The organism is Streptomyces sp. NPDC005963, assembly GCF_040638655.1.
In the GTDB taxonomy this organism is placed as follows: domain Bacteria; phylum Actinomycetota; class Actinomycetes; order Streptomycetales; family Streptomycetaceae; genus Streptomyces.
Genome location: NZ_JBEXVD010000021.1, coordinates 40,359 through 52,605 on the forward strand (window position 1 = coordinate 40,359; position 12,247 = coordinate 52,605).

The 12,247-nt window shown below is 68.3% G+C and carries 10 protein-coding genes; 5 read left to right on the plus strand and 5 right to left on the minus strand.

The features are described from left to right. Positions 1–12 precede the first annotated feature (12 nt). Complete coding sequence (locus tag ABZ348_RS24630; RefSeq protein ID WP_358936490.1) at positions 13–225, minus strand: DUF4287 domain-containing protein; 213 nt, start codon at positions 223–225, stop codon at positions 13–15. A gap of 305 nt (positions 226–530) precedes the next feature. Continuing rightward, on the minus strand, positions 531–1,172 hold the full coding sequence (locus ABZ348_RS24635) for a TetR/AcrR family transcriptional regulator (RefSeq protein ID WP_358936492.1): 642 nt from the start codon (positions 1,170–1,172) through the stop codon (positions 531–533). Between the two features lie 181 nt (positions 1,173–1,353). Here ABZ348_RS24635 and ABZ348_RS24640 point away from each other — a divergent pair, with 181 nt between their 5' ends. Continuing rightward, on the plus strand, positions 1,354–2,013 hold the full coding sequence (locus tag ABZ348_RS24640) for a TetR/AcrR family transcriptional regulator (protein WP_358936494.1): 660 nt from the start codon (positions 1,354–1,356) through the stop codon (positions 2,011–2,013). A 915-nt stretch (positions 2,014–2,928) separates the two neighbouring features. Here the strand turns inward: ABZ348_RS24640 and ABZ348_RS24645 are convergent. Continuing rightward, complete coding sequence (locus tag ABZ348_RS24645) at positions 2,929–4,299, minus strand: ABC transporter ATP-binding protein (protein WP_358936496.1); 1,371 nt, start codon at positions 4,297–4,299, stop codon at positions 2,929–2,931. A gap of 458 nt (positions 4,300–4,757) precedes the next feature. After that, positions 4,758–6,227 carry a citrate:proton symporter gene (locus ABZ348_RS24650; protein WP_358936498.1) on the minus strand — a complete coding sequence of 490 codons (1,470 nt, stop codon included), beginning with the start codon at positions 6,225–6,227 and terminating at the stop codon, positions 4,758–4,760. Positions 6,228–6,779: 552 nt separating this feature from the next. On the opposite strand from ABZ348_RS24650, the gene hmgA reads away from it, so the two are divergent. From hmgA to ABZ348_RS24670, 4 genes are all read left to right on the plus strand, one after another. Further along, complete coding sequence (gene hmgA / locus ABZ348_RS24655) at positions 6,780–8,165, plus strand: homogentisate 1,2-dioxygenase (protein ID WP_358936500.1); 1,386 nt, start codon at positions 6,780–6,782, stop codon at positions 8,163–8,165. A gap of 12 nt (positions 8,166–8,177) precedes the next feature. Next, positions 8,178–8,930, plus strand: coding sequence for a GntR family transcriptional regulator (locus ABZ348_RS24660; protein ID WP_358936502.1), 753 nt, complete (start codon positions 8,178–8,180; stop codon positions 8,928–8,930). Positions 8,931–8,998: 68 nt separating this feature from the next. After that, a complete protein-coding gene (locus ABZ348_RS24665) occupies positions 8,999–10,168 on the plus strand; it encodes a type ISP restriction/modification enzyme (protein ID WP_358936504.1) in 1,170 nt (389 codons plus the stop codon). A 182-nt stretch (positions 10,169–10,350) separates the two neighbouring features. Beyond that, positions 10,351–11,547, plus strand: coding sequence for a CaiB/BaiF CoA-transferase family protein (locus ABZ348_RS24670; protein WP_358936506.1), 1,197 nt, complete (start codon positions 10,351–10,353; stop codon positions 11,545–11,547). Positions 11,548–11,627: 80 nt separating this feature from the next. Here ABZ348_RS24670 and ABZ348_RS24675 read toward each other — a convergent pair whose 3' ends face one another. Then, entirely contained in the window at positions 11,628–11,894 is a 267-nt protein-coding gene (locus tag ABZ348_RS24675; protein ID WP_358936508.1) for a hypothetical protein, read from the minus strand. Positions 11,895–12,247 lie beyond the last annotated feature (353 nt).

Sequence of the window (12,247 nt, forward strand, 5' to 3'; positions counted from 1 at the left end):
CGCGGCAGAACATCAGCGCCCGCTGTCCTCGGCGAGGGTGTGGGCGACGAGGGCGTTGGCGTGGCCATGGCCCAATCCATGCTCGGCCTTCAGCCAGGAGACGAGCTCCATGTGCTTGACCAGGGGCGATGCACGGATGAGCTCTTTCCACTCCGTCACCGGGCGCCCGTACTTCTTCTCGATGGACGGGAAGTAGCTGGCGGGTCCGTTGGCTGTGTTCGTCATATCGCTGGTTCCTCACGGGTCGATGGTGGAGAGGGTCGATGGTGGCGGTTGCACGGTCGTCGACCGACAGCCGCCGTACCGACGACGAGGAGCCCGCGCGCCGTCCGCGGGGCCGGTCCGCCGTCCGGGCTTTCCGGCAGGAGGCGTCGACGGTGTGGGTCATGGGAGCCCCTCCCGTACGCGGCGCTCGCTGCGGCACGGGCATCGCGATGGTCTTGCGGGTATGACCGCGAGGGGAGGCAAGAGTCATCGCCCCGACCAGGGTGACGCGTGTCACACGGTTCGGCGTGCGAGCGTCGAGGAACTCACCGACCGCGGCCGTGGCCCGACGGCGCCGACACCATGCGGAGCACGAGATCGGCGTAGAGCTCCCCGACCTCCTCGGGAGTGCGACGGCCCTTGGAGTTGAACCACCTGGCCACGTCGATGCAGAGGGAGAGCACCGCGACCGTGGTTCCGGGAACGTCGGGCACGTCGAAGTCCCCGGACTCCACCCCGTCGCGCAGGATGCCGCGGATGACGGCGTCACTGCGTCGCCGCAGCTCCACGATCTCCGTGCGGTGCTCGGGCGAGAGGGCTTCCAGTTCGTACTGCACCACGCGTGCGGTGTCGTGCCGACCGGCGTGCCAGCGCACGAAGGAGCTGATGGCATCGGCGAGCCGCTCCGGGGGCGTGCCCTCGCGCTCACCGGCGGTGGACAGGACCCGCAGGGCCCGGACGTGACCGATCCGGCTGATGCGGTGGAGCAGCTCTTCCTTCGTCTTGTAGTGGATGTAAAGGGCTGCGGGGCTCATGCCGGCCCGGCTGGCGATGTCCCGCGTGGTCGTGGCGTGGTAGCCGCGTTCGGCGAAGGCTTCCACCGCGGCGATGAGCAGCTTCCTCGCCGCCTCGGGCGAAACCTCGCCCCACGGCACGTCGTCGCAGGTCATCTCATCGGCCGCAGTCATCGCGCGCCCCTTCCTGTCCACTGGGCAAACCATACCCGGACCTATGAGCGAGCGCTTAGGGTCGGACGCAGGAGCGAGGGCCAGTGGTGGATCGCGGTCGCACCCGGTGGCCGCAAGGTGCGCTCGACCGCACCTTGGCCTGCGACGTCCGGCTCGGACGGCAGGCCCTACGATGTGGCGCATGGCCCGACCGCACAAGCCCCTCCTGAGCCGCGAACGCATCGTCGAGACGGCGGGTGCACTCGTCGACGCGGAGGGCGTAGAGGCGGTCTCCACCCGGCGGTTGGCCGCCGAGTTGGGCGTGAGCGGTCCTTCCCTCTACCACCACTTCCGCACCAAGGACGAAATCCTGGACGCGGTCGCCGACGCCGTCCAGGCAGAGGTGGACCTCTCGATGTTCGACGATCGGCCACCTGCCGACGACTGGGGCTGGGACACCGCGCTGCACGCCTGGGGAGTCGCCTACCGCTCGACACTGACGGCCCATCCCCACATCGTGCCGGTGCTCGCCAAGGGGCCGGGTCGCCGGCCCGCCGGGCTTCGGGTGGCCGACGCGGTGTTCGGGGCGATGGTGCGGGCGGGCTGGCCACCGGCGCAGGCGACCTCGATCGGTGCACTGATGCGCTACTTCATCACCGGGTCCGCCCTCGGCTCCTTCGCCCTGGGCTTCGTCGACGACCGGACGGCGTACGACCCTGCGGACTATCCACACCTGGGTCAGGCGCACCTGCTGGCCGAGCGACAGGAGCAGGTGGACGAAAGAGCGTTCGAGACGGGCCTGCGGGCGATCATCGACGGGTTGCGGGTTCAGTTCGAGGCCACCACAGGGCAACACGGGTGACCAATTCTCCTTGCACCCGGTAAATACAACGTTCTTTCATTTGTGGATACGGCCGAGAATCCAGACTGTGCGCCGTCCGCCGAAACCGCATCGGGACCTCCACGCACTCGCACGACAGATCCGGCCGGACGCGAATGACGTCGTGCGGTAAATGGCTAGAACTCCACCGGGTCCTTCTGCCGCTGCGGTTCGGCGAGGGTGGTGGATTCGTCACTGCAATCACACGCGCTCCCTGACGGCGGGTGATGCGACCCTCGAAATCAAGCCGTGGCGCACGTGCACGCGGAGGGAAGTTGACCGGACAAGCATGGCCGGCAATTCACATAAACGCAGACCGGGAACGAAAGGGTCTTGCGAAAGTCCCCGAGCGGAACCGCGCGAACCGTCATTCTCTGCCATGCATACCGGCCACACTCGGCCGGGGCTGACCTTGCGATCCCGGCCGGGGGCGCGGCAATCACTCGAAGCAGGACAGCGTGGGGTGCAGTGGCGACATCCGCACCCGTGACCGGCGGAGCAGGCGATGCGCCCCCGCCCGGTACAGCACTGAGGGTGCTCCTGCCCGACCACCGAGGGACGGACGGGAGCACCCTCACGGACCTTCCCTGACGTGCGGCTCACGGCCTGCACGGCTTGCGGCTTGCGGCTTGCGGCTTGCGGCTTGCGGCTGCACTCTCCGCGGGGGGTCGGCGTCCCAGCGGTGTGCCCTCCGTTTCGTACGTACGTTTCGTACCGTTCCGTTCTGTACCTATCCGCACCGTTCAGGATCGATCTGCTGCTCGTCTGGATCGATCCAATTCTCGGCAGCGCCCCCATCGTTCGGGCGGGCACGTGAGTGCGGGTCGTGGTCGTGCTGCTGGCCTTGGGTTTCCGATGCCATGGGCCCCGGCCCCGGTGGGCGCAGGGGCCCTCACCTCAGCCGTCGATGCCCAGCAGTTCCGCAGGTGCGGGACAGATGCGTCTGCCGTAGTGGTCGAACACGTAGAGCTGGGCGAGATCGACCAGCAGTGGCACTCTGGCCCCCGGCTGGAGCCACAGATTGGGACTCGCCCGGACGACGAGCGAACTGGCGGGTGCCGGGGGACGCCCCGGATCGTGCGGTCCGTATCCGACCGGAGGCCCGTACGGCTGCGGGCCCGACTCTTCCAACACGGCCGGCGGGCCGGAGACATAGGTGTTCATCCGCTCCTTCCACCTGGTCAGGAAGGTGCCGTTGTCCTTCGACCGGCCCCGGAGCCGGCGCGGGGACACAGCGGGGCGCGGCGATTCCAGATTGGGCACGAAGGCTGACCGGGAGCCGATGTTGACGTACAGCAGCGCCTCGTGACCCTGGTACTCGGTGAACTCGACCGTGCCCGTCAGCGGCACCTCACCCGGGCGGGCCTGGCTCGGCAGGGCGATCCTGGTCGCCTCGGAACGCACTCCGACGATGATCTGCCGCCCCTGCTGGATGCGCAGCAACTGATGGTCCACGCTCAGCGGTTCCGGCAGGTTCAACCGCTGTCTGCCAAGGTCGAGCGACATCCCGCCCTCCATCGGTGCGTTGACCACGGCCTGGAGCAGATTGATCCGCGGAGTGCCGATGAAGGCGGCCACGAACACGTTGTCCGGTACGGCGTAGATGTCACGCGGGCTCCCGACCTGCTGGAGGACGCCGCCGCGCATCACCCCGACCCTGTCCCCCAGCGACATGGCCTCGGCCTGGTCCTGGGTGACGTAGATGGTGGTGACGCCCAACTCCTTGGTGAGCTGGGCTATTTCCGCTCGCAGTCGGTTGCGCAGCTTGGCTTCGAGGTTGGACAGGGGCTCGTCCATCAGGAAGACGGAGGGCTGTCGCGAGATGGCCCGCCCCATGGCGACGCGCTGCCGTTCGCCACCCGAGATCTGGTACGGGTAGCGGTCGAGGACGTCTTCGATGCCCAGCATCCGGGCGGTGGCGTCGACGTGGGGGCGGCGGTCCCCACGAGGGTCGCCCACCCGGAGGGGGAAGCCGATGTTGTCGCGGTTGGTCATGTTGGGGTAGAGGGCGAAGTTCTGGAACACCATGGCCATGGAGCGGTCGCCGGGGGGCAAATGACCGGCCGGTTCTCCATCGAGGAGGAGCTCGCCGTCGGTGATCGATTCCAGTCCGGCAATCATGCGGAGAACGGTCGTTTTCCCGCAGCCCGAGGGGCCCAGGAGCACGACGAATTCGCCCGGTTTGACGTCGAGACTGAATCGGTCGACGGCGCGATCAGCTCGTCCGTAACGCTTGCTGACGCTCTGCAGGGTAATAGCGCGAGTCATATGTTCCGCCGGGGGATGTGGGGAGCGGTTGGGGGCTTGAAAATAGTCGAATACTCCCGGGCGGGGAATGACATGGACGCACATTGAAACAATGCTTTCCGTCCAGAGCTGCTGTGCGGGGCCTTGGCTGGGTGGAATCTTGAACGGCTTTGTATTCCCCGCGAGTTGGCATCCGTACACATGGTCGACGCCTTCATCGCCGCCAGGAGCACGCCAAGCGTGACAAAAGCAGACGTCGCCACCTCGGGCATCTCACCAGGCGATACGGCCGGGTGTCGCCTTGGACTAACCCCTTCACCGAGGGGACGGAGAGTAGTTCCTCGTGTACAGCGGAGCACGAATGCGTCAGGGGTGTGGGAACCGATGTGATCGAATCGGTTCCCACACCCCTGACGCCCTAGGGTTCGTGGCCTCGGCCCCTATGCGGGGGCCTCCCTTAAGTAAGGGATCCGCAGCCGTCAGATGATCCCGATGGCGACACCCGCGGCGAGGACCACGAGCGAGGTGAGCGCGGCCCATTTCACGGTGAAGCGCGTGTGGTCACCGAACTCGACCTTGGCCATGCCGACGAGTACGTAGACGGCGGGAACCAGCGGGCTCGACATGTGCAGTGCCTGGCCGACGAGAGAGGCGCGGGCGATCTCCAGCGGTGAGACGCCGTGGGCGGCCCCGGCTTCCGCGAGCACCGGCAGCACCCCGAAGTAGAAGCCGTCGTTCGACATGAAGTAGGTGAGCGGCAGGCTGAGCAGTCCGGTGACGATGGCCATGTGCGGGCCCATGCCCTCGGGGATGGCGCCCACCAGCCAGTCGGCCATGTGCTTGACCATGCCGGTGCCGGTGAGCACCCCGGTGAAGACCGCGGCGGCGAAGACCATGCCGGAGACGTTGAGGACGTTCTCCGCGTGCGCGCCGATGCGGGCGCGCTGGTCGGCCATGTTCGGGTAGTTCACGGTCAGTGCGAGGGCCGCCCCGAGGAGGAAGAGCACCGGGATGGGCAGCAGCTCCATGATCATGGCTGTGAGCAGGGTGATGGTGAGCCCGGCATTGAACCAGTAGAGGCGGGGACGGAGGGTCTCGCGGTTGGGGTCGAGTCCCTGGAATCCCTCGTCGTCGGCGTCCGCATCGGCGTCGGAAGCGGTGGAGCCGGTGGTGGGGCGTGCTGCTGAGTCCTGTCCGGCACCGGCCGAACCGGAGGTGCCGCCGTCCTTCGTGCGTCCCTTGCCCTTCGTGCCCCCCTTGGTCAGGGTGCCCGCCCCGCCGGCGCCGACCAGCACCGTGTCCGACTCGGGCGTGAGCGCCTCGTCCAGCGAGAGGTATCCGAGGCGCTTCCGCTCGCGCATCCCGAGGACGTAGGCGAGGGCGAAGACGAAAAGCAGTCCGACGGCGAGCGCGGGGATCATCGGCACGAAGATGTCGGCCGCATCGAGCTTCAGTGCCGTGGCGGCGCGTGCGGTGGGCCCGCCCCAGGGCAGGGTGTTCATCACTCCGTTGGCGGTGGCGGCGACACCGGTCATGATGACCAGGCTCATCTTCAGCCGCTTGTAGAGCGGATACATCGCCGAAACGGTGATCATGAAGGTGGTGGAGCCGTCGCCGTCGAGCGAGACGATCGCGGCGAGCAGGGCCGTTCCCACCACGACCCGCATGGGATCGGCCTTGCAGAAGCGCAGGATGCCCCGGACGATCGGGTCGAAGAGACCGACGTCGATCATCACGCCGAAGTAGACGATCGCGAACATCAGCATCGCCGCGGTGGGGGCGAGGTTGCCGACGCCTTCGATGACGTAGTCACCGAGGTGCGCGCCCTTGCCCACGAGCACACAGAACAGGGCAGGGATCAGGACCAGCGCCGCGATGGGCGACATCTTCTTCATCATGATCAGGACCAGGAAGGTCGCGATCATGGTGAAGCCGAGGATTGTCAGCATGGGGGGAACCTCACGTTCATCCTTGAACTCCCACCGATTCGGCGGTCCGGACGACGTTAGGTGGCATCAAAAGCTGTTAACAAGGTGTTGACATGCGAGCAATACGAGCAAAACAGCAGCTGAATCCCGCAGCACGGTTCAGGTGCGCTGACCTCCTCTCTTACCGTGCCGAGCGCCTCCAGTCCACCCCTGTCCACCGGATGCCCACCGCGTGCCGCGGTCGCGCGCACTCGACCCGTGCCCCACTCGAACGGCCCACGGCGCCGGGAGCGGTACGCGACCGCCGTTCTGGGGCTCGCCCCGGAGGACGAGCGCCCCTTCGGGAGCGTCCGGGCACCGGCGTCGGGCGCCTCCGGGACTGCTCGGATACCGGTCTCGTCCCAGGGAACGAACACCTCGTCCCACCATTCGGCCGGACCGCCCGAACCATCGTCCCCCTCGGCCCCGGGCGCCCCAGAAGACCTCTGGCGCATCCTGCGGCCGCGATGGCGTTGACGTAACACCCCCGTAATCCTACGGTTGCCCATAGGATTCTTTCGGCACCGGGAGCGGATGATGAACGGGATCGGGCAGACCGAGCAAACGCAGTCCGGACAGGCGGGAGCGCCACCCGCACGGGTCGAGCGAGCGCGCAAGAGCGCCGCCTCACTGACGTACTCCACCGGCTTCGGCAACGAACACAGCTCCGAGGCGGTGGCCGGAGCCCTTCCCGAAGGTCGCAACGCCCCGCAGCGCGCACCCCTCGGGCTGTACGCGGAACAGCTCAGCGGTTCCGCGTTCACCGAGCCGCGTGCCCACAACCGCCGTTCCTGGCTCTACCGCATCCGCCCGTCGGCAGCCCATCCGCCCTTCACCCGCATCGACAACGGCACGCTGCGCAGCGCGCCCTTCACCGAAACCGTGCCCGACCCCAATCGGCTGCGCTGGAGCCCCCAGCCGGACCCGGCGCCGAACACCGACTGGCTGGCCGGACTGTGGACGCTCGGCGGCAACGGCGACACCACCCAGCGCTCCGGCATGGCCGTGCACCTCTACCACGCCAACGCCCCCATGGACCGGATCTTCAGCGACGCCGACGGCGAGCTCCTGATCGTTCCCGAGGACGGCGGCCTGCTGCTCGTCACCGAACTGGGTCGACTGGCCGTCCGTCCGGGGGAAGTGGCGCTCCTCCCCCGCGGCGTCCGCTTCCGGGTGGAACTGCTGGACGCCCGGGCCCGCGGTTACGTCTGCGAGAACTACGGCCAGCCCTTCCAACTCCCCGACCTCGGCCCGATTGGCGCCAACGGGCTGGCCAACGCCCGCGACTTCCTCGCCCCCGCCGCTGCGTACGAGGACGACGTCGACCGCCCGGTGCAGGTGGTCACCAAGTTCTGCGGCAACCTCTGGGCCGCGACCTACCCCCATTCACCGCTCGATGTCGTGGCATGGCACGGCAACCACGTCCCATACGTGTACGACCTGCGGCGCTTCAATGTGATCGGCACGATCTCCTACGACCATCCCGACCCCTCGATCTTCACCGTACTGACCTCCCCGTCGGACACCCCCGGTCTCGCGGGAGTCGATTTCGTGGTCTTCGCACCGCGCTGGCTGGTCGGTGAGAACACCTTTCGGCCGCCGTACTTCCACCGCAATGTGATGAGCGAGTACATGGGTCTGATCGAAGGTGCGTACGATGCCAAGACCGCCGGCGAGGGGGGTTTCGTACCGGGCGGCGGTTCGCTCCACAACATGATGTCGGCCCACGGCCCGGACCGGGAGACCTTTGACCGGGCCAGTGCGGCCGAGCTCGAACCCCAGAAGATCGACGACGGACTTGCCTTCATGTTCGAGACCCGCTGGCCGGTGACCGCCACCGAGCAGGCGGCCAACGCCCCCCATCTCCAGAAGGGTTACGACCAGGTGTGGCAGGGTCTTGAGCGTCACTTCAGGTCCTGATACGGAGTCCCCGTGCCCTCCTCCTTCGCTCCCGACTCACTGGTCCTCAACCGCAAGCTGCCGTTGTGGTACCAGGTGTCGCAGTCGCTGCGCGCGTCCATATTGGGTCGGACGCCCGATGCCTCGCTGCGCCTGCCCACGGAAGAACAGCTCGCCGCGCACTACGGGGTGAGCGTGCTCACGATGCGGCAGGCGCTGAAGGAGTTGGAGGAGGAGGGGCTCATCAGCAGGCACCGCCGGCGGGGCACCTTCATCGAGCCGGGCGCTCGCCGGGGGGCGCCCCGGCGGCTGCTCGGTTCGATCGACGCAATCGTGGCCCAGCAGTCCGGTGAGCGGACGACGGTGCTCGACCACGGCCCCGAGCCGGTGCCCGGTGAACTCACCGAGTACTTCCCGGATCTGACCGAAGTGGTCAGCTACCGGCGGCTGCGCTGTGACGGGGAGAGCGGCGAGCCGACCAACTGGGCGCAGAACGCGGTCCGCCCGGACGTGGCCGCCCGGCTGGATGTGAAGGACCTGGAGCGCTGGCCTATGACGAAGGTGCTGCGGGACGTGGTGGGGGTGCGGATCGGCAGGATCACGGACACCGTGGAGGCGCGGCTCGCGGACCCACAGACGGCGGAGCTCCTGCAAGTGCCGCTACTGAGTCCGATCCTGCACTACACGGGCGTGACCTGCGATGTGACCGGTCAAGTGGTCGACGTGGCCCGCATCCGGTACCGGGGCGACCGCTTCTCCTTCTCGGTCACCGTCGACGCCGAGTGACCCCCCTGGGGTGATGCGCCCCGTTCGACCCGTGGAGTGCGCGGCGGAACGTCGGGGAGGATGTTCCCATGCCGATGCTCGACGACCTGATGCCCTGGGGCGTACGACCGTTGCGGACGGGCCGTTCCTGGGTGCTCGCTCCGGACCCGGGGATCCTCAAGGCCCGCTGGGACAGGCTGGTGGCGACACGGGGCGCCGAGCGGGACGCTCTCTTCGGCTGTACGAGGTCCCGGGACCCGCGCACGGCCGTGGGGCAACTCCCGGGTCAGCGCACCGCGACCGGGCGCTTCGTCCACGAGGACGGCCGGTGCCCCGAGCCGGTGCGCGTCCTGCACGGTCCTTTCGACCAGCAGTGGCTCATCCCCGACCACCGGCTCATCGACTCCGCACGGCCCGAACTGTGGCGCGTGGCGGACGAACACCAGATCTTCCTCGTCGAACAGCCGGCGGGGCCCACTGCCTCGCCGGCGGTGCTGGTGTCCGGGCTGCTGCCGGACGGTCATGCGCACACCGGCCGTGCCGGCCGCATCAGACCGCTCTACCGCCGCCCCGGCGGAGCCGAACCGAACCTCGCCCCCGGCCTCCTACAAACCCTCGGTCGACGGTACGGCCACCCCGTCGCAGCGGAGGACATGCTCGCCTGGGTGACCGCGACGAGCGAGCACTCCCCCACGGGCTGCACCGTGCCGTTGCCCGCCGATCCCGCGCTCTGGTCCCTGGGCACCGGCATCGGGCACCGGTTGCTGGAGATCCAGTTGCGGGGAGCGCACGGCAGATGGCGGCCGAGGCTGCCCGGTGGCCGTCGCCCCTACGTCCGCGCCGCGCTTCCGCCGTGGCCCGACGCGTTGAGCTATGACGGAGCCCAGGAGACGCTCGGGATCGGCACCGGCCGGATCTCTCCCGTTCCGATCGGGGCACGGGAGTTCCCACACGGTGGAGTGCGCGTCCTGGACGTCTGGTTCGACAGCCGCACCGCCCCGGCCGAAGCGGGAACGCTGGATGCTCTGCGGCCGACGGTCTGGCCGCAGGAGTGGACCTCGGAACTGCTGGAGCTGATCACGGTGTTGAGCCTGCTCGATGACGCGGGCGAGGAACGGAACGCACTGCTCGGGGCCTTGGCCGACGCTGATCTCATCGAGGTGCCGGAGGTACTGCCCGTGCCGGCGGAAGCCCGCCGCCCCGCCTCCGTGCTCGATCACTGCGAGGAAGGCCCCGAGGGACAGTTCGCCCTGCTCTGAGGCCGGTCCGAGGTGCTCTTCACCCTGCTCAAGCAGTCCGGGCGGCCGGCGGCTGCGACCACTTCCCGTAGCGGGTGGCCCCTCCCTCCGGGGGCGCGGGCGCATTATGCACCTCCGGTCCGGGATGTACCTCACACCGGGTGTCTGATGACATATGGGTGGTACACGCGATAAGCAGGTCCATGCGCACTCAGCCCCTGCCGCTCGACGGCATCACGGTGGTCGCCATCGAACAGGCCGTATCGGCCCCCTTCGCCACGCGTCAACTCGCCGACCTCGGTGCACGTGTCATCAAGATCGAGCGGTTGGACGGTGGCGACTTCGCCCGTGACTACGACACCGCGGCGCGGGGACTCGCCTCCCACTTCGTCTGGTGCAACCGGGGCAAGGAGTCACTGGCGGTGGATCTGAAGGATCCCCGTGGCCTCGCCATCGTGCAGCGGCTGGTCGCCGGGGCGGACGTGTTCGTCCAGAACCTCGCCCAGGGCTCGGCGGCCCGACTGGGCCTCGACGCCCCGACCCTCTGCGCCGCCCATCCCCGGCTGATCGCCGTGGACATCTCCGGCTACGGCGCCGGCGGACCCTACGCCCACAAGCGCGCCTACGACATGCTCGTCCAGTGCGAGGCGGGGCTGGTGTCCGTGACCGGCACCCATGCCGAACCGGCGAAGGCGGGCATCCCGGCGGCTGACATCTCAGCCGCGATGTACGCGTTCTCCGGAGTCCTCGCGGCCCTGCTCCGCCGTACCACCACGGGCCTCGGCGGCCCGGTGGAGATCTCCATGCTGGAGTCGCTCGCCGAATGGATGGGACACCCCCTGCACTACGGAATGCACGGAGGTGAGCCCCCCGCGCGCACCGGTGTCGCGCACGCCGTCATCGCGCCGTACGACGCCTACGCCACCGCCGACGGCGGACAGGTGCTGCTGTCCGTACAGAACGACCGCGAATGGCGACGGTTGGCCGAGCAGGTCCTGGACGAACCCGATCTCAGCAGCGATCCACGCTTCGCATCGAACACGGCCCGCACCGCGAACCGCGAACTCACGGACGCAACGGTCGCCAAGGCACTGGCCCGACTGGGGACCGATGAGGCGGTGGAACGGCTGGAGGCCGCAGGCATCGCCTGCGCCCGTCTCAACACCGTGAAGGACGTGGCCGGACATCCTCAACTGGCGGCGCGGGAACGATGGCGGGAAATCGACTCGCCGGTCGGCCCGCTGAGAGCGCTCCTGCCTCCGATCACCCTGCCGGGTGGCCCGGAGGCCCTGATGGGAGCGGTGCCCGCACTGGGCGAACACACCGATGCGCTGCTGGCTTCCCTGGGAATGACGATGGAGGAGACAGCAGCGCTGCATCGGGAGGGCGTGGTCGCCTGAGCGCGGGGCCGCACAGGCGGTGACACGTGACATGTGGTGCGCGCCGCAAGACGCGCCATGGCCGAGCGGAGGCCCAGGAGTCAGCGGCGGCTACCGAACAGAGTGCGGCGCAGCCTTCGCAGCGGTGCGAAGAGCGAGACCCTTCCGCTCTTGCTGGCGGTGCGGTCGTGAGCCACGTCCCGCGAGGTCAACTCGCGCATCAGTGAGGTGGCCTCGACCGTCTCCCGCTGTGGCAAGGCGGGACCGCCGAGCACCGAGAGATGTCGGTCGAGACGCGAGCTCGTCGCGCTACTCCCGCAGGTGATCGCAGGCACGCGCGGCCTGCTTCGCATTGCTATCTGTTCCATGTCACTCCCCACCCGTACGACGCACCCGGCCCGGGCAGGTTAACCCTATCGCCCCGCCGGGACACCCGTGTATCCCGTCCTGAGGATTCACCACTGCTGTACCCGAGTTGACGATCACTCTCCGAATCCATCCGATTCCAGGGCGAGTTGGACAGCTCGCCATGACTTTCCCGTACACCTTCCGCTCTCACACCCGGTGACCACTTCGCCCCTTCTCGATCCGCTTCCGGTTGTTTTCCACCACTTCCTTCAGGTGCCATCGAGTCCACCCCATGCCTTCCCCTCACCGTGCGGGCGCACTCCCGAGCATCCCGACTCATCACCACCCTCACGCAGGAGTGACCACACTCACA

Coding starts and splice junctions, on each gene's coding strand:
- ABZ348_RS24630 (WP_358936490.1), bottom strand. CDS start 225: ATGACGAACACAGCCAACGGACCCGCCAGCTACTTCCCGTCCATCGAG.
- ABZ348_RS24635 (WP_358936492.1), bottom strand. CDS start 1,172: ATGACTGCGGCCGATGAGATGACCTGCGACGACGTGCCGTGGGGCGAG.
- ABZ348_RS24640 (WP_358936494.1), top strand. CDS start 1,354: ATGGCCCGACCGCACAAGCCCCTCCTGAGCCGCGAACGCATCGTCGAG.
- ABZ348_RS24645 (WP_358936496.1), bottom strand. CDS start 4,299: ATGACTCGCGCTATTACCCTGCAGAGCGTCAGCAAGCGTTACGGACGA.
- ABZ348_RS24650 (WP_358936498.1), bottom strand. CDS start 6,227: ATGCTGACAATCCTCGGCTTCACCATGATCGCGACCTTCCTGGTCCTG.
- hmgA (WP_358936500.1), top strand. CDS start 6,780: ATGATGAACGGGATCGGGCAGACCGAGCAAACGCAGTCCGGACAGGCG.
- ABZ348_RS24665 (WP_358936504.1), top strand. CDS start 8,999: ATGCCGATGCTCGACGACCTGATGCCCTGGGGCGTACGACCGTTGCGG.
- ABZ348_RS24670 (WP_358936506.1), top strand. CDS start 10,351: ATGCGCACTCAGCCCCTGCCGCTCGACGGCATCACGGTGGTCGCCATC.
- ABZ348_RS24675 (WP_358936508.1), bottom strand. CDS start 11,894: ATGGAACAGATAGCAATGCGAAGCAGGCCGCGCGTGCCTGCGATCACC.